A 17,277-nucleotide genomic window follows, 5' to 3' on the forward strand; every position below is an offset into this window, starting at 1 on the left:
ACGACCTCGCCGGCCAGGCCCGAACCGCGTCCCGAAACGGGGAAGAAATGATCGGCGCGCAATTCCCCTCGCGGCGATCGAGACCAATCCGGTCATCGCCGTTTTTGCTTTTCGCCCGGTTGCCGTGGTGGTAACGTGCAGGGGTGCCACGTCTCGGGGAAGGCGTGGCTCGTTCGCGCACGTGAATCCGTCAGGAGGGGGCGGGAACACGATGATCGCGGGAGTGTCGCCAGGGCTGGCGATCTGCCTCCTCGGCACGTTCCGGGTGCTGAAGGCGGGGGCTCCGGTCGCGGTGCGCCCGGGCGGGAAGACGGAGGCCCTGCTGCGCGAACTGGCGCTCCAGGAACACTATCGCGCGTCCCGCGAGCGGCTGCTGGAAACGATGTGGCCGGAGTCCGACACCTCACACGCCGTCCAGGCGCTCAACAGCCTCGTGCACGCCACGCGCAAGCAGTTCGGCGACGTGCTCGACGGCGCGGCGCCGGTCGTCTACGCCGACGGCGGCTACCGGCTCAACACCGACGCCGGGGTTTCGGTGGACATCGGGCAGTTCGACGCGCTCTCCGACCGCGCCGAGCGCGGATTCCACAGCGGTGACACCGCTTCGGCGCTGGAACACGCACTCGGCGCGATCACGGTGTACCAGGGTGACCTGTGCGAGGCCGACGGCGTGCACGCGCTGGTCGAGCGCGAGCGGCTGCGCGCGCTGTACCTGTCGCTGCTGGGCCAGGTGGCCGACCAGTACTTCACCGCGGCCGACTACCCGGCGGCGCTGCGGTACGCGCTTCGCCTGCTGCGCCACGATCCCTGCCGGGAGGACGCGCACCGCCTCGTCATGCGCTGCCACGTCCGGTCGGGCCGGCGCGCGCAGGCGTTCCGCCAGTACCGGACCTGCGAGCAGATGCTGCAGGCCGAGTTCGGCGTCCGGCCGGAGCTGCTGACCGTCGCGCTGTTCGACCAGGTCCGCACCTCGCCCGGGTCGGTCTGAGCGGAACCTCAGCGAAACCTCAGTGCGTTCTGGGTGTCACGTGAGCCGGGCCCGGTAGGACTCGGTGGTGGCGACCGCGGAAGACGGTGACAGCTTGGCGCGGCGGCACCACACGGTGGTGGTCCTGCGCTTGGTGCTGGACGGGGACGGCGCGCTGTCCCACGGCGAGGTGGTCGACGCGAGCGGGCGGGCACGTGGCCGGTTCGGCGACTGGGCGGCCCTGGTCACGCTTCTGCGGAGCTGGCTCGAGGGCGAGGCGGAAAAGGGGTGAACTTTCGGGCAGACTTTCCGGTCGGAAATCTGCCGAACAATACGGGGAGTCCGGTTGTTGCTCATTTCCGGATGAGCGTTCTGCGGCGTGCGCGAAAACAGTTTATCAACCCAGTGTGCACGTTGTTGACAATTCTCGGCGCGGCTGCCGAAACTGGGAAAAGCTCGAGGCAACGGAGGTGCCATGCCCGTCACGCCCACCTATCCGGGTGTCTACATCGAGGAGCTGACCAGCTCGGTGCGCACCATCACGGGGGTTTCGACCTCGGTGACCGCTTTTGTCGGCTACACGCAGCACGGGCCGGTGAACACCCCGGTCACGTTGACCAGCTTCGCGGACTTCGAACGGCGGTTCGGCGGGCTGTCGCAGGCCAGCCCGCTCAGCTACAGCGTCCAGCAGTTCTTCCTCAACGGCGGCTCGATCGCCGTCGTCGTCCGGCTCGCGCCCGGTGCCGGCGGCGCGACCGCGGACTTCGGGGACTCGTTCACCGTCACCGCGACCGAGCCCGGCACGGCCGGTGACTCCCTGCGCGTGGCGGTCGACCCCGCGGTCGCCGAAGGCACGTTCGACCTGCGGGTGTTCGACACCGGCGGGCGGATCCGCGAGACCTACCGCGGGGTCACCCTCGACACGATCGAGCAGGCGGTGAACGCGACGTCGGCCGTGGTCCGCGTGCAGGTCGCCGCCGAACCCGCGGAGCCGGACCCGTCCGGCACGGTGTCCGGCGCGATCACCGGGGAACCGCCGGACGTGACGGGCAAGGACTTCGAGGCCACCGTGACCGCGACCGGGGGCGGCGAAAACAAGAAGACGATCAGGCTGTACGACGACGCGGCTCAGAAGCCGAAGAGCCTGGCCGAGCTGGCCGTGCTGCTGGAGCGCAAGCTCCGCACCGCCGACCCGGGCGACCCGGGTTTCGCCGCCGCGCGGGTCACCGTGGTCGGCGACCGGCTGCACATCCTGCCCGGCTCCCCGGACTCGGAGATCACCCTGATCGGTCCCGCCGCCAGCACGCTGAAGCTGCAGGACCACTCGGCACCCGCGTCGACGCCGCTGAGCGGCGGCGCGGACGGCACCCCGCCGCAGGAAGGCGACTTCGTCGGCAGCGCGGCCGACAAGAGCGGACTGTACGCGCTGGCCGACGTCCCGGACCTCAACCTGCTGGTGATCCCGGAGCTGGCGACGCTCGGCGACCCGGTGACGGTGATGGCCCAGGCGAACCGTCTGTGCGAGGACCGCCGGGCGTTCTTCATCGCCGACACGCCCGCTTCCTGGACCAGCCTGGACGCCGCACGCGCCGGGCTCGGCGCGTTCGACTCGGTGCGCAACGACCACGCGGCCCTGTACTTCCCGCACATCCGGCAGACCGACCCGCTGACCGGGCAGCTGCGGGAGTTCCCGCCGTCGGGAGCCATCGCCGGGATCTACGCGGCCACCGACACCGCGCGCGGTGTCTGGAAGGCGCCGGCGGGGACCGAGGCCGGGCTGACCGGGGTCCGGGCGCTCACCGTGCCGCTGACCGATCCCGAGAACGGCCTGATCAACCCGCTGGGCCTGAACGCGCTGCGCAGCTTCCCGGTGATCGGGCCGGTGGTGTGGGGCGCCCGCACCCTCGCCGGCGCCGACGCGACGCCGTCGCAGTGGAAGTACGTGCCGGTCCGGCGGCTGGCGCTGTTCCTGGAGGAGAGCCTCTACCGCGGCACGAAGTGGGTCGTGTTCGAACCCAACGACGAGCCGCTGTGGGGCCAGATCCGGCTCAACGTCGGCGCGTTCCTGCACACGCTGTTCCTGCAGGGCGCCTTCCAGGGCACCTCCGCGCGCGCGGCGTACTTCGTCAAGTGCGACAAGACGACCACCACCCAGGACGACGTCAACCGGGGCGTGGTCAACATCGTCGTCGGGTTCGCGCCGCTCAAGCCGGCGGAGTTCGTCGTCATCCAGATCGAGCAGATCACCGGCCAGATCGACGTCTAGGGGATTTCCGCGATGGCGCAGTTCTCCGTGAACGCACAGCGTTTCGACCCGTACAAGAACTTCAAGTTCCTCGTGCTGTGGGACGGCAAGGTGGTCGCCGGGGTGAGCAAGATCAGCCCGATGAAGCGGACCACCGAGGTCGTCAAGCACCGCAGCGGCGGCGACTCGAGCTCGGTGCGCAAGTCCGCCGGGCGCACCGAGTTCGACGCGATCACCCTCGAGCGCGGTGTCACCCACGACCCGGAGTTCGACCGGTGGGCCAACAAGGTGTTCCTGGTCAACGGCGGCAAGGGCGCGGAGTCGTCCCTGCGCGACTTTCGCAAGGACATCGTCATCCAGCTGCTCAACGAGGCCGGGCAGGTGGCCAAGGCGTACAAGGTCTACCGGGCCTGGCCGAGCGAGTACCAGATCGTCGGCGAGCTGGACGCCAACGCCAACGCGGTGGCGATCCAGAGTCTCAAGCTGGAGAGCGAGGGCTGGGAGGTCGACGCCGACACGCCCGAGCCGGAAGAGCCGAGCTTTTGACGGCCGTGCCCGGCGCCGCCGCGCTGCTCGCGGTGTGGGAGTCGGGGCTGGCGGCCGGCCCGGTGCGCCGCGCGGTGCTCCTGCACGCGGCCGCGCGGCCGGGCCTGGCGGCCGACGCCCTGCTCGCCACCGCCGTCGGGGAGCGGGACGCGGCCCTGTTCGGGCTGCGGGCCGCGCTCTTCGGCGCGGCGATGCCGGTCCGCCTGGCCTGTCCGGGCTGCGGGGCGGAGCTGGAGTTCGCGTTCGACGCCACGGCGGTGGCCGCGCTCGCGCGGCCGCCCGGGGAGCCGGTGGCGGTGACCGAAGGGGAGTGGACGGTGGTGCTGCGGCTGCCGACGACCGGCGACCTGCTCGACGCCGGGACCACCGCGCGCGGGCTGCTGGCGCGGTGCGTCGTCGAGGCCGGCCGGGCCGGCGAACCGGCCGCGGTGGACGAGCTGCCCGACGCCGTCGTGGCACGGGCGGGCGAGGCGGTGGCCGAAGCGGACCCGCGCGCCGACGTCCGGTTCGACGTCGGCTGCCCGGATTGCGGCGCCGCCACCGGCGCCGAGCTGGACATCGCGAGCTTCCTGTGGGCGGAGCTGGACGCGTGGGCGCACGCCACGCTGCTGGAGGTCCACCTGCTGGCCACGAGCTACGGCTGGCGCGAGCCCGACGTGCTGGCGCTGAGCCCGGCCCGCCGGCGCCGGTACCTGGAGTTGTGCGGCCATGGCTGACTTCTTCGCGCGGCTGGTGGCGCGCTCGGCCGGGCGGCCCGGGCCGCTGCCGCGGGTCCAGCCCCGGCTGCCGCACCCGTACGAGCGGCCGGTGGCGCCCGAGCCGGAGCCGGCCGACGCCGTGCCATCGGTGCCGGCCGCACCTCGGGTGGCGCCGGACCGGCCGCCGGAGCCGCCGGAGATCCAGCGGCACCACAGCGAAACCGTGCGCCTGGACCACGAGGTGCGCCACACCACGACCGTCGAGCGCTCACTGACCACAGTGGACTCTTCGGTGCGGGAGGTGCTGGAGCGGATCGAGGCCGCTCCGGCGCCGTCGCTGGTCCCGGCCGTCCCGTCCGGACCGCCGGGGGACCCGGGTCCGCCGGGCGCCGACGGGACACCCGGCACACCGGGCACGCCCGGAGCGGTCGCGCGGATGGCCGAGGCGGTCGCCGTCGTCGCCCAGCCCGAGCGGCTCCCGGCGGCGCCGCGGCGTTCCCGGCGCGAACCGGACCGCGTGGTGCACGTCAGCATCGGCCGCCTGGAGGTCAAGGCGGCCGGGGCCGCGCCGTCGCCCGCCGCGGCGCGCCGCCCGGCCGGGCGGCGGGCCGCTCCCGCCGTCCCCCTCGCGGACTACCTGGCCAGGGAGGGCTCGTGAGCAACTACCTCGCCGTCGCCCAGGCGACCGAGGCCCTGCGGCTGTTCCTGGCCCGCCGGGTCCAGGCCGACGTGCCGTTCGCGGTGCAGGTGCTGGCGCAGAAGCCGTTCACCGAGCCGCCCGCGGAACCCACGATCACCGTGTTCCTCTACGAGGTCGTGCCGAACGCGTCCGCGCGCAACCTCGACGCCCCGACGCGCAGCGCCGACGGCACGCTGCTCACCCGGCCCCAGGCGGCGATCGACCTGCACTACCTGATCAGCTTCTACGGCCACGACACCGAGCTGCAGCCGCAGAAGCTGCTCGGCTCGGTGGTGCGCCACCTGCACACCGACGCGGCACTGCTCACCGAGGACCTCGAAGCGGCGGCCGCGTCACCGGCGTTGCTCGGCGGCGACCTCGCGGCGTCCCCGCAGCGGGTCCGGCTCACGCCGACCAAGCTCGACGTCGACGACCTCTACAAGCTCTGGACCATGCTGATCCAGGTCCCGTACGCGCTTTCCGTGCTGTATGCCGGAACGCTCGTGCTCCTGGACGGCGACGGCGTCCCGGCCGCCGGGAAACCGGTGTTGCGGCGCAACGTCCGGGCCGTCGCCGGCGGCCGGCCGGTGCTCGACCGGGTGCTGTCGCGCCCGGGCGGGAGCACCACACCGCCTCAGGAAGGGCCGGTCCCGCGCGGCTTCGACGTCGTGCTCAAGGGCGACCAGCTCGGCGGCGACGGCGTGACCGTCGAACTCGGCGATCTGCTGGTGACCCCCTCGGAGGTGCGCGAAGACACCGTCGTGTTCCGGTTCCCCGAGGACCCGCCGGACCGCGAGCTGCCGCCGGGCATCCACCCCGTCGCGGTCGTGCAGGACGTGACCTTCCCGGACGGGAGCACCCGCCGCGCGTTCGAGTCCAACACCGTCCCGGTGCTCCGCCAGCCCTCCGTGCTCGACGTCGCGGTGGCCGACGGCGTGGTCACGGCCGGGCTCGACCTGCCGGTGCGCGACGACCAGCGGGTCGTGCTGCTGCTGGACGAGCTCGACCCGCCGGCGGACCGGAAAGCCGCCAGCTACCGGTTCCCGGCGCCGGTGCCGCTCGGCCCGCGCCCGGACGAGCGGCAGGTCGTCGTCGCGACCACCGGCGTGCTCCCCGCGGACTACCTGGTGCGGGTCCAGGTCGACGGCGTGCGCAGCCGCACCGCCGACGACCTGCGGACCCCGTCGGCGCACGTGGGGGCCTGAGTGAACACTTCGGACACCTGCGCGCTGGGCCCGGCCGTGGCCGAGGTGCTCGCCCGGCTCGACGCGCACGCCGCCGGCCGCGCCCCGGCGGACCTCGACGACACTGCCGACCGCGGCACCGCGCTCGAGACCGTGCGGGCCTGCTTCGCGCTGACGCGGTTCGAGCGGGACGTCCTCGTGCTCACCGCCGCCATGGAGCTCGACCCGGGCACGCCCGCCCGGTGCGCGGCGGCGAGCGGCCGGCCGTTCCCGACGTTCTCGCTGGCCCTGGCGGCGTTGCGCGATCCGCACTGGAGCGCGCTGACCCCGGACGGCCCGCTGCGGCGCTGGCGGCTGGTCGACGTCGAGAACGACGGCTCGCTGACGTCCGCCCGGCTGCGGATCGACGAGCGGATCCTGCACTTCCTGGCCGGGGCGCCCGGGCTGGACCACCGGCTGCGTGGGCTCGCGCGGCGGGTGCCGAGCCCGGCCGGCCTGCCCGCGTCCCAGACCGCCGTCGCCGACCGGCTGGCGGCGCGGTGGCGCGAGCACGCCGTCGACCTGGCCGGTGGCGACCGGCCGACGCGGTGGGAGACCGCCGCCGTCGCCGCGGACGGGGCCGGTCTCGCGCTGTACGCGATGGACAGCGCGGACATCCCGGCCGAACCGGCCGAGCGGGACGCGCTGGGCCGGCTCTGGGAGCGGGAGGCCGTCCTGCTGCCCGCGGCGCTCGTGGTCGAGGTGTCCGGCGACCACCGCGTCGAGTCCTTTGTGGACGCACTGGCCGTGCCGGTGGCGGTCAGCGCCGACGAGCCGCCGCCGAGCGGCCGGCCGCGGCTGACCGTGACTACGCCGACCCGGGGCGAGCAGCGCGAGCTGTGGTCGAGCGCGCTCAACGGCGTCGCGACGCTGGCCGACGGCAGGCTCAAGGACCTCGTGGCGCAGTTCTCGTTGCCCGCGCACGTCATCCGGCAGGCGGGGGAGACGGTCCGGCGCGGCACGGCCGAGGGCGCGGACCCGGCCGAGCTGGCCTGGCACGCCGGCCGCTCGGCGGCGCGGACGGCCTTGGAGGAGCTCGGGCAGCGCATCGAACCGCGGGCCACGCCGGACGACCTCGTCCTGCCCGCGCGGCAGCAGGCGATCCTCGGCGAGATCGTCGCGCACGTCCGGCGACGCGGGACCGTGTACCAGGACTGGGGGTTCGAGTCGGTGCTGCGGCGCGGCCTCGGCGTCACGGCCCTGTTCGCCGGGGGCAGCGGCACCGGCAAGACCCTCGCCGCCGAGGTCGTCGCCGGGCGGCTCGGGCTGGACCTGTTCGTCATCGACCTGTCCCAGGTGGTCAGCAAGTACATCGGCGAGACCGAGAAGAACCTCCGGCGGGTGTTCGACGCGGCCGAGCGCGGCGGCTCGGTGCTGCTGTTCGACGAGGCCGACGCGCTGTTCGGCAAGCGCAGCGAGGTCCGCGACAGCCACGACCGGTACGCCAACCTCGAGGTCAGCTACCTGCTGATGCGGATGGAGGCCTACCGCGGGCTCGCCGTGCTCACCACCAACATGAAGAAGGCCATCGACACCGCCTTCCTGCGCCGGATCCGGTTCGTCGTCGACTTCCCGTTCCCGGCCGCGGCCGAACGGGCCCGGATCTGGCGGCGGGTGATCCCGGCCGCGACGCCGGTGGACGCGCTCGACGTCGACCGGCTCGCGCAGCTGACCGTCGCCGGCGGCAGCATCCGCAATATCGCCCTCTCGGCCGCGTTCCTCGCCGCCGACGAAGGGACATCGCTGGGCATGAGCCACCTGCTCGCGGCGTCCCGCACGGAGTACCTGAAGCTGGAGCGCTCCCTGACCGCCGGGGAGGTGGCCGGGTGGGTGTGAGCGAGCCGCGCCGGATCGTCGTCGAGATCGGCGACCTGGTGCTCGACGGCTTCCCGCCGGAGATCCGCCGTGACGTCGTCGCGGCGGCGTTCCGGCGTGAGCTGACGCGGCTGCTCACCGGTCCGGTCGGCTTCGCGGCGTCCCGGTCCCTCGACTCCGCGGTGGCTTCCGTCGCGGCGCCACCCTCTTCGCGCCGGCTGGGTGAGGAACTCGCCCGGACCGTGTACGCGACCTTGGACGGTGCCCGGTGAAGGCACCACTCCCGGCTTCGGTGAAGAAGCCCGTCAAGCGGCCGCCGGCGCGCAAGCGGCCCGAGCTGAAGGACATCGTGTCCGGGGCCGGGCAGCCGCTGGACGTCGGCCTGCGCCGGGACCTGGAAGCCCGGCTGGGGCACGACTTCAGCCGCGTCCGCATCCACGCCGACCGGGACGCGGCCGCGCTGGCCGAGCTCATCGGCGCGGACGCCGTCACCGTCGGCCAGGAGGTGTTCTTCGCCGAGGGCGCGTTCCACCCCGAGACCGCGCAGGGCCGGCTGCTGCTGGCCCACGAGCTCCTGCACACCGTGCAGGTGCCGACCGCGCCCGGGCCGCTGCGACTGGGCCGGACCGAGGGCGTGCTCAGCCAACCCGGTGAGCCGGTCGAGGTCGAGGCCGAGGAGACGGCCCGGGGTTGGCGGGACGGCGTCGTCGAGCGGCGGGAGCAGCAACGGGCGTCCCTGCTCCGGTACACGCGGGTCAGCGCCGACCAGCAGCGGTCCGAACGGCTCGACCCGGCCGCCATCGTGGACCGGGTCGTCGCCGGAGTGCTGCGCAGCCTGCGCGGCGACCCCGCCGACACCTCCGGGCGGGTGCGCCTGCAACTGGGCCGGCTCATGCCCGAACTCCAGGAAACCGTGCTGGAGACCTTGAAGGTGCGGCTGCCCTCGGCCGAGTACCAGCAGCTGGTCGACCTGATCGGCACGGACGAGAACTCCGACGTCGCGCCCGAGGTCGCCCCGGCCGACCAGCCCGCCTCCGTCGCCGACCCGCAGCCGGTGACCGATCCCGGCCGGCAGTACGACGAGCAGACGGCGAAGGACGCGAAGCAGCCCGAGGAGAAAGTCGACCAGGACAAGCAGAACGCCGACCAGGCGGACGAGCGCCGGTCCGAGGACGAGCGCAAGGCCCAGCAGGACAAGTACAGCCAGGAAAAGCACAAGCAGGACACCGACGCCTCGGCCGACAAGGACGCGAAGAAGAAGGACGAGGACCAGAAGGCCAAGGACGCCAAGGACGGCGACGAGAAGAAGGACAAGGACCGGCAGCGGGACAAGGACGACAAGGACAAGGGCGAGCAGGACAAGCAGAAGCAGGACGCGGAGAAGAAGGGCGAGGCCGCCAAGCAGGGCGAGCAGCAGGCGCTCCAGGCCGGGCAGGGACAGGCCGTGCCGGCGCCACCGGCCGGCGGCGCCGGTGCTGCGGCCTCCGGGCCGGGCGGTGCGGGTGCGGCTGCCGGCGCGGCGCCGACGATGGGGGACGACAGCGCCGTCGACAAGGCCGTGCAAGGGCCCGAAAGTCCGCTGGTGAAGCACGGCGTCCTGGAACGCCCCGGGCAGAAGCCGAAGGACGAGCCCGAGCCGGGCGAGGAACCGATCGGGCTGGACGCCGCCCCCACCGCCGAGGTCGCCGAGGAGCCGGAGGTGCCGGAGGAGCGGCAACCGGCGGCGCAGGAGGCACAGCCCGACGACGGCCTGCCGAAGGCGGACCTGGACGTCGGGAACGTGCCGACCGCGGACAAGCTCACGCTGCCTGCCGACGGTTCGCCGCCGCCCCCGCCGGCACCCCCGTCGTTCCCGACCCCGCCCGAGCCGGAGCAGAAGCCCGCCGAGGAGGCTAAGGCCCGCACCCAGGAGTACCGGGCCGAGCAGGAGCAGGAACACCGGGAGCCGGCCGAGATCCAGCCCGCCGCCGGCCAGGTCGACGAGAACGCCGTCGACCGTGAGCCCGTCGAGCCGACCCCGGCGGCTGCGGCCCGGATCCCGGCCCAGCGGATGGCGCCGGCGGAGGAGCAGGAGCCGGTCGGCGAGGAACCGGCTGAGGTCACCACGGTCGACACGCCCGGCCCGGGTGCCCCCGGCCCTGGCCTCGCGGGAGCCAGTGCGACCACGCCGGGTGCTGAGCCGGCCGGCACCGAAACGCCGGGCCAGGAGGCCCCGGGCACGGCCCCGCAGGACCAGCTGGCCGGGGCGCCGGGCCAGGACGGTTCCCTGGAGGCCGGTGGCGGTGGCTGCGCCGGAGCGCCCGAGCCGGCGCCCGCGCCCGAACAGGGCGGCGCCTGTGGCGGCGGCGGTGGCGGCGGGGCAGCGGGACCCGGTGCCGAGGAGCCCCCGCAACCGGCCGCGCCCGACGTGTCCGCGCAGGAGCCGCAGGCGGCGCTCGCCTCGGTCAGCACCCGGCAGCCGGCCGACATGGTCGACTCGCTCGGCCAGGTCGACTCGTCGGTCACCACGTCGGTCGGCAAGGACCGCACCGAGCTCCAGGCCGCGCCGCCCACCGCGGACCGGCCGTCCGGCGCGCCGCGGACGATGAGCGGGCCGCCGCCCGAGGCGGCGCCGGTGGCCGCCGAGATCCCCCGGGTCGAGGAGGCCAAGCCGGACGAGAAGGGCAAGCAGCAGCGGCCCGAGGACAAGAACGTCAACGGCGCGCCGCCGGCGACCGCCAACGCCGCCGCGCCGACCGTCGCGGGCGACGCGCAGGGCAAGCTCAGCCCCGAGGAGAGCGCCAACCTCGAACGGGCCGTCGACGACATCCGGACCACCGACCCGGCGCTGGACAAGGCCACTGTCGGCAGCGCCCCGACGTTCGAGCTCAAGGGCGAGACCGACCCGGCCCTGGCCGACCAGCAGGCCAAGAACCTCAGCGACACCACCGGGAAGGTGGCCGACGTCGGCCGCCGGGACGCCGCGCAGCCGCTCGGCGAGGACCACGTCTACCCGAACGTGCCGCCGGAGACGTTGCGGGGCAAGGTGCCGGCCGGCGGTGGCGGCGCACCGGCCGCCGGCCCGCAGCCCGCGGCCCAGGCCGGCGCCGCCGGGCCCGCGGCCGGCGGCGTGGACAAGGTCGCGGTCTCGGCCGTCGCGCAGCAGGAACGCGGTCCGCAGATCCAGGCCGCGTTCGGCCAGGGCGCCGGCCAGCTGACCACCGAGCGGAAGTCCCATGACGACCAGGCCGTCCAGGAGCACCAGCAGAACCAGACCCGGATCGACGACGCCATCAAGGAGAGCAGTCAGCAGCAGTCCGCGCAGCGCCAGGACGCGTCCGCGCAGGCCAAGGCCCAGCGCGCGGAATGGCGCGACGCCCAGGACAAGGCCGTCACCGACTCGAACACGCAGGCGGCCGACCAGCACGGCGACACCGGCAAGCAGATCGACGTCCAGCACACCGACACCAACAAGGACATCCAGGGGCGCAAGGAAACCGACGACAAGGACATCGACGACAAGCGGGCCAAGGCCGAGGCGGACGCGCGCAAGAAGAAGGACGAGAAGAAGAACGACGACGGCGGCTTCTTCAGCTGGGTCGCCTCGAAGATCAAGCAGGCCTTCGACGCCATCGTCTCGGCCATCACCGATATCTTCAACGCCGCCCGCAAGGCCATCCAGAACGTCATCGACGGCTTCAAGAAGTTCGTCAACGACGCCATCGACTTCGCCCGCAAGGCCGTCGTCGGCCTGATCGCCAAGCTGGCCACCGCGCTGATCGCACTCGGCGACACGCTGCTGGCGGCGTTTCCCGGGCTGCGGGACAAGTTCCGCAAGGCCATCGAGAACCTGCGCGACGCCGCCATCGCCAAGGTCAACCAGTTCGCCGACGGCCTGAAGAAGGCCGTCAACAAGTTCCTCGACCTCCTCGGCGCGGCGCTGTCCAAGCTGCTCGACGTCCTTCAGAAGGGCCTGCTGGCCGCCGTGAAGTTCGTCCGCGACGCCGTCAACGGGGCCATCGCGTTCGTGCAGCAGGCGATCGCGGTGCTCGGCGAGCTCGCGGGCATCATCAAGGACATCGCGCGGAACCCGGGCGGCTGGCTGCGCAACCTGGGCACGGCGATCCGCGACGGCGTCGGCAAATTGCCCGACGTCATGGTCGCGGCGATCAAGAAGTGGTTCAACGACAAGGTCGAGCAGATCGTCGGCCTCGGCAAGATCATCTTCAACGTGCTGGTCAAGGGCTGCTTGAAGATGGGCCAGATCGTGTCGATGGTCTGGCAGGCCGTGATCAAGGCCCTGCCCATGATGATCATCCAGCTGGTGCTGGAGAAGGTCGTCGCCGCCCTGATCCCCGGCGCGGGCGCGATCCTCGCGATGATCCAGACGATCATGGCCGCCTGGGGCTCCATCAGCAAGATCCTCGGCGCCCTCAGCAAGCTGCTCTCCTTCCTCAAGGCGATCAAGACCGGCGGCGTCACCGCCGCCTGCCTGTTCGCCGAGACCGTCGCCGCCGGCGCCGTCGCCCTGCTCGACTTCATCACGAACTTCCTGATCAGCAAGCTCGCCTCCGCCGCCAAGGGCGTGGCCGGCAAGCTCAAGGGCATCGCCGACAAGATCATGAAGGGCCTGGCCCGCGGCGCGCGCAAGGTCCGCCAGTTCGCCGGCAAGGCCTTCAACGGCGCAAAGAAGGCCGGCAAGGCCGGTCTCGCCTTCCTCAAGAAGGGGGCGTCCAAGGCCGGCGGCCTGGTCCGCCGCGGCGTCGGCAAGGTCCTCGGTGGTGTCAAGAAGGGCTGGAACAAGGTCAAGGGCGGCTTGAAGGCGCTGGGCGGCAAGCTGGCCAGGACCAAGCTCGGCAAGGCGCTGATCAATGTCGGCAACAAGATCAAGAAGGGGTACCAGAAGCTCAAGCAGAAGGTCTCCGACTGGCGCAACAAGAAGCGCCCCCCGGAGAAGCCGCCCACCGCCGAGGAACGGTTGGCCAAGGCCGTCGTGCGGATCAAGCCAAAAGTCGACCTCCTGCTGCGGAAGGGGATCTGGGCGAGTGTCTTCCGGGCCGTGCTCAGGGGACTTCGCGGTTGGTACCGACTCACGGCGATCGACCTGGTGGGAAGTTTGAGGTTCAAGGTTGTCGCCAGACTGAATCCGGACGAGAACGTCACCGACGGTGTCAAGGACGCCTCGTCCGGCCAGGAGATCGATCGCGACAAGTTGCCTGTCACGCCACGGCCGCCGAGTGCGAGTCCTGAGCAATCCGGCGAAGGAGAGGTTCGGCCTCGTTCCACTGAGAAGAAGCAAGCGGAGGGTGAGCCGACTTCGAAAGGCAAGCGGAAGGCTCCGACCGAGTCCGAGCCCGAGAAGAAAACGCCGGCGCGAGCCGATGAGAAAGATGAGGACACCGGAGACGAGAAAGGGAAAATTCCGCGGCTGTCGACGAGGCCTGGTGAGCCGGAGCAAAAGCCTTCGGCCGGCAGTGGCTGGCCGCCGGTGGGGCCCGTGGGTAAGAAGCCGAAGCTCGGCGAGCCTGGCGGCGACACTTGGCGATACGAGCGGTATCGGCAGGCGCGGTACAAGCAGGGACGTAAGGAGGAAGAGGTTCTTCCGTTCGAAGAATGGAAGTCCACGCACTACGACGTCGCGGCGAAGGGCGGCAGGCCTGGTCGTCGCGGTGGTGCGGAGCAAGCTGCGATGAAGGACCGTCTCACCAAGGAAGAGGGTGTCAGGGAAGTAGAGAACGTCAATCTCGGAGGCCATTTCCCGGATGGGATCCGACCCAAGCCGGAGGGAGGAAACGATTACTTCGAAGTCGGGAAGATGCTTAACAAAGGAATTCCCGAAGCGCGGGAACGTGGGAAGCTGCAAAAGGAGATCGATGCTCTTGGGCATGGCGAGACGATAACTTTTGTCGACAAGACGGACGGGGTGCGGCGTATCACCTACAGGAAAGGTGATAAAGTTGACCTCAAGAAGTTCAAGGGCTCATGAGGCGGAGAATTCGATGTCGCAGTTTGTGAATATTTTTTGCCGTAAGGTGGCCGGCTTGTCGCAAGAGGAATTTGTCAACCAAGTTTCGGAGTTTTGGTACGGGGATGAAGAGTTGGCGTTTTCGTTCAGCGACGACGGGGATGTTGATCCCTCTGTTCGTTGGAGTGCTGTTGTGATCACGATTCCCGAGATTGGTCGACCTGTTACTGTCAAATGGGATGTTGACCGGGATGCTGTCTCGACATTGGTGGATGAAACTCTCGAAGAGCTGGGAGACGATGCTCCGACCGGAGTCGGTAAACACCTTCAGGCTGTGCGCAGCGTATTCGGTATAGAAATCTTCCCGGAAACGTTCGAAGATGACACTTGGGAATTTCTTGACCTGATGGAGGCTTTTCTTGCGCGGCACCTGGACGGGATTGTCGTCACTGACGACGGTGTATACGACCAGAACCTCAAACCTCTCGTCGAGCGATGACCCGAGTCAGTGAGGTAGTGGACTGTGACTATTGGTTTCACCGACATTCCCAAGCCCATCCGATCAGGTCTGGTGATCGTGGACCCGGTGCGGGGCACGCCGCAGCGGGTGATCGTGATGCAGTTCAACCCGGACACGCTGCAGCGCAGCCTGGCACCCAAAGCAGCGGGGGACGAGCAGCAGGGGGACCGGACCGAGGCGCTGCGGCTGACCGGGCCGGCGGTGGAGACCATCAAGTTCGAGGCCGACATCGACGCCACGGACCAGTTCGAAGTGTCGGCCCCGAACGGGATTCACCCGCAGTTGGCAGCGTTGGAGTCGCTGATCAACCCGCCGGCCGCGCGGATCCGGGGCAACCAGCAGCTGGCCGCCCTCGGCACCTTGGAGATCTCGCCGGTGGAGGCGCCGCTGACGCTGTTCGTCTGGGGCAGCAAGCGGGTGCTGCCGGTGCGGCTGACGGAGCTTTCGATCACCGAAACGGGCTTCGACGTGGCGCTGAACCCGATCATGGCGACGGTCAGCGTGGGCCTGCGGGTGCTGTCGTCCAGCGACCTGCCGACCGGTCACCGGGGCGCGGACCTGTACCTGGCCCACCTGGCGCAGAAGGAGCAGCTCGCCGGCGGGGCGGCGGCGGGCCGGATCCAGGCGCTCGGCATCGCGGGAATCTAGGGGAGGAAAGATGACCAGTCCGCTGGACGCCATCCCGGCGCCGTCGAAGTACCCGAGGACGAGCCGGTACTTCGCGTCGGATCAGCTGGAGCACAACGGAATCCCCCATCTGCGGCCGAGGCTGCTGCCGTCGCCGGACAGCTTCGTGACGATCGCGGTGTACGAGGTCCGGGCCGGGGACCGGGCGGACGTGCTGGCGTTCCGGCAGTTCGGGGACGCCGAGCAGTGGTGGCGGATCGCCGACGCCAACCCGGTGCTGGACCCCCGCGAGCTGACCGACACCCCCGGCCGGACGCTGCGGATCACGTTGCCGGAAGGCGTGCCGGGAACGGCCGGCTGATGGCGGACATCGGACCGATCCACCTGACGCTGCTGATGGGCAGGCAGATCGTCGCGCCCACCCCGCAGCCGGTGACGGACGCCCTGCTGTCGGCCCAGGTGACGGTGACGGCCGGCCAGCGCAGCGGGTTCCAGCTGGCGTTCGACCTGACCAAGAACGGGATCATCCAGCAGGCGCTGCTGCCGGCCGGCGCGTTCGACCCGCAGGTGCGGGTGGTGCTGATGGCGACGGTGGCGGGCACGCCGCACGTGCTGATGGACGGGGTGATCACCCGCCAGGAGGTCGGCATCTCCGGCGCGCCGGGGCAGTCCACGCTCACGGTCACCGGCGAGGACCTGACGGTGCTGATGGACCTGGTGGAGAACACCGGCGTGCCGTTTCCGGCGATGGGCCCGGCGGCCCGGTGCGCGGCGATCATCGCCAAGTACGCCCAGTACGGCATCGTGCCGTTGGTCATCCCGGAACTGATCCCGCAGACGCCGATGCCGACCGAGCGCATCGACTTCCAGAAGGGCACCGATCTGGCCTACCTGAACGCGCTGGCCAAGGCCAACGGCTACACCTTCTACCTGGACCCGGGCCCGGCGCCGGGCGTCAGCAAGGCGTACTGGGGCCCGGAGGTCCGGCTGGGCGTGCCGCAGCCGGCGATCAACGTCAACATGGACCACCTGTCCACGGTGGACCAGATGACGTTCGGCTTCGACGGCTCGGCCCGGGAACAGCCGAGCGTGCGCATCCAGATCCCGGTCACCAAGACCGACGTGCTGCTGCCGGTGCCCGAGGTGAGCGTGCTGCGCCCGCCGCTGGCGCTGCGGCCGGCCCCGGCGCTGAAGAAGACCGTCATCGACGACACGGCCAAGAAGGACGCGCCGACGGCGCTGGCCGAGAGCATCGCCAAGGCGGTCGAGACCTCGGACGCGGTCAGCGGCTCCGGCCAGCTCGACGTCGTCCGCCACGGCCACGTGCTGCGGCCGCGGGAACTGGTCGGCGTGCGCGGCGCGGGCATCACCTACGACGGCCTGTACTTCGTCAAGAGCGTCACCCACAACCTCAAGCCAGGTTCGTACACGCAGAACTTCACGCTGGCCCGCGAGGGCCTGATCTCCCTGCTGCCGAACGTGATCCCGTAGGAGGACGGATGCCGGAGGCCGGCCACTACCTCGGCAAGTACCGGGGGACCGTGGTGACCAACGTGGACCCGATGCGCCAGGGGCGCATCCAGGTCCGGGTCCCGGACGTGCTGGGCGAGACGCCGTCGAGCTGGGCCATGCCCTGCTTCCCGGTGGCCGGCCCGCAGATGGGCGCCTACGTGATCCCGCCGGTCGGCGCGGGCGTGTGGGTGGAGTTCGAACAGGGCGACCTCAGCTACCCGATCTGGGTCGGCTGCTGGTACGGCTCGCAGGCTGAGCTGCCGTCGGACGCGCTGCTGGGGAACCCGGCCCAGCCCAGCATCGTGGTGCAGACCCCGGGCGGTCACACCCTCGTGATGTCCGACCTGCCCGGCGGCCCCGGGATCACGCTGAAGACCATGACCGGCGCGTCCATCGTGATCAGCGACCTGGGCATCACCATCGACAACGGCAAGGGCGCGTCCATCGAGCTGTCCGGTCCGACCGTGTCGATCAACAAACAAGCCCTCGCGGTGACCTGAA

General features: G+C 71.3%; 15 protein-coding genes. All 15 read left to right on the forward strand.

The features are described from left to right. Positions 1-223: 223 nt before the first annotated feature. Entirely contained in the window at positions 224-988 is a 765-nt protein-coding gene (locus tag QRX60_RS34630; protein ID WP_285995644.1) for an AfsR/SARP family transcriptional regulator, read from the forward strand. Between the two features lie 67 nt (positions 989-1,055). Continuing rightward, positions 1,056-1,259: a hypothetical protein gene (locus tag QRX60_RS34635; protein WP_285995645.1), complete on the forward strand. Its 204-nt coding sequence runs from the start codon at positions 1,056-1,058 to the stop codon at positions 1,257-1,259. A gap of 183 nt (positions 1,260-1,442) precedes the next feature. Further along, positions 1,443-3,233 carry a phage tail sheath C-terminal domain-containing protein gene (locus QRX60_RS34640; RefSeq protein ID WP_285995646.1) on the forward strand — a complete coding sequence of 597 codons (1,791 nt, stop codon included), beginning with the start codon at positions 1,443-1,445 and terminating at the stop codon, positions 3,231-3,233. 12 nt (positions 3,234-3,245) lie between these two features. After that, positions 3,246-3,758 (forward strand): phage tail protein, encoded by a 513-nt coding sequence (locus tag QRX60_RS34645; protein ID WP_285995647.1) that lies wholly within the window; start codon positions 3,246-3,248, stop codon positions 3,756-3,758. 5 nt (positions 3,759-3,763) lie between these two features. After that, positions 3,764-4,474 (forward strand): T4 family baseplate hub assembly chaperone, encoded by a 711-nt coding sequence (locus QRX60_RS34650; RefSeq protein WP_286003763.1) that lies wholly within the window; start codon positions 3,764-3,766, stop codon positions 4,472-4,474. Further along, entirely contained in the window at positions 4,467-5,114 is a 648-nt protein-coding gene (locus tag QRX60_RS34655; RefSeq protein WP_285995648.1) for a hypothetical protein, read from the forward strand. The genes QRX60_RS34650 and QRX60_RS34655 overlap by 8 nt, the downstream gene beginning before the upstream one ends. Continuing rightward, on the forward strand, positions 5,111-6,340 hold the full coding sequence (locus QRX60_RS34660) for a DUF4255 domain-containing protein (protein WP_285995649.1): 1,230 nt from the start codon (positions 5,111-5,113) through the stop codon (positions 6,338-6,340). The genes QRX60_RS34655 and QRX60_RS34660 overlap by 4 nt, the downstream gene beginning before the upstream one ends. Further along, complete coding sequence (locus QRX60_RS34665) at positions 6,341-8,194, forward strand: ATP-binding protein (RefSeq protein WP_285995650.1); 1,854 nt, start codon at positions 6,341-6,343, stop codon at positions 8,192-8,194. It abuts the gene before it with no gap. Continuing rightward, entirely contained in the window at positions 8,185-8,445 is a 261-nt protein-coding gene (locus QRX60_RS34670; RefSeq protein ID WP_285995651.1) for a hypothetical protein, read from the forward strand. Before QRX60_RS34665 ends, QRX60_RS34670 begins: the two co-directional genes overlap by 10 nt. A 20-nt stretch (positions 8,446-8,465) precedes the next feature. After that, a complete protein-coding gene (locus QRX60_RS34675) occupies positions 8,466-14,138 on the forward strand; it encodes an eCIS core domain-containing protein (RefSeq protein ID WP_285995652.1) in 5,673 nt (1,890 codons plus the stop codon). A 13-nt stretch (positions 14,139-14,151) separates the two neighbouring features. Further along, complete coding sequence (locus QRX60_RS34680; RefSeq protein ID WP_285995653.1) at positions 14,152-14,616, forward strand: hypothetical protein; 465 nt, start codon at positions 14,152-14,154, stop codon at positions 14,614-14,616. Between the two features lie 78 nt (positions 14,617-14,694). After that, on the forward strand, positions 14,695-15,285 hold the full coding sequence (locus QRX60_RS34685) for a hypothetical protein (protein WP_285995654.1): 591 nt from the start codon (positions 14,695-14,697) through the stop codon (positions 15,283-15,285). Positions 15,286-15,295: 10 nt separating this feature from the next. Then, on the forward strand, positions 15,296-15,625 hold the full coding sequence (locus QRX60_RS34690; protein ID WP_285995655.1) for a LysM domain-containing protein: 330 nt from the start codon (positions 15,296-15,298) through the stop codon (positions 15,623-15,625). Beyond that, positions 15,625-16,755 (forward strand): hypothetical protein, encoded by a 1,131-nt coding sequence (locus QRX60_RS34695; protein WP_285995656.1) that lies wholly within the window; start codon positions 15,625-15,627, stop codon positions 16,753-16,755. The genes QRX60_RS34690 and QRX60_RS34695 overlap by 1 nt, the downstream gene beginning before the upstream one ends. Positions 16,756-16,763: 8 nt before the next feature. Further along, on the forward strand, positions 16,764-17,276 hold the full coding sequence (locus tag QRX60_RS34700) for a phage baseplate assembly protein V (protein WP_285995657.1): 513 nt from the start codon (positions 16,764-16,766) through the stop codon (positions 17,274-17,276). Position 17,277: the final 1 nt, after the last annotated feature.

Origin of the sequence: Amycolatopsis mongoliensis (assembly GCF_030285665.1) — a bacterium.
Taxonomy (GTDB): Bacteria; Actinomycetota; Actinomycetes; order Mycobacteriales; family Pseudonocardiaceae; genus Amycolatopsis; species Amycolatopsis mongoliensis.

Coding starts and splice junctions, on each gene's coding strand:
- QRX60_RS34640 (WP_285995646.1), top strand. CDS start 1,443: ATGCCCGTCACGCCCACCTATCCGGGTGTCTACATCGAGGAGCTGACC.
- QRX60_RS34645 (WP_285995647.1), top strand. CDS start 3,246: ATGGCGCAGTTCTCCGTGAACGCACAGCGTTTCGACCCGTACAAGAAC.
- QRX60_RS34655 (WP_285995648.1), top strand. CDS start 4,467: ATGGCTGACTTCTTCGCGCGGCTGGTGGCGCGCTCGGCCGGGCGGCCC.
- QRX60_RS34680 (WP_285995653.1), top strand. CDS start 14,152: ATGTCGCAGTTTGTGAATATTTTTTGCCGTAAGGTGGCCGGCTTGTCG.
- QRX60_RS34690 (WP_285995655.1), top strand. CDS start 15,296: ATGACCAGTCCGCTGGACGCCATCCCGGCGCCGTCGAAGTACCCGAGG.
- QRX60_RS34695 (WP_285995656.1), top strand. CDS start 15,625: ATGGCGGACATCGGACCGATCCACCTGACGCTGCTGATGGGCAGGCAG.
- QRX60_RS34700 (WP_285995657.1), top strand. CDS start 16,764: ATGCCGGAGGCCGGCCACTACCTCGGCAAGTACCGGGGGACCGTGGTG.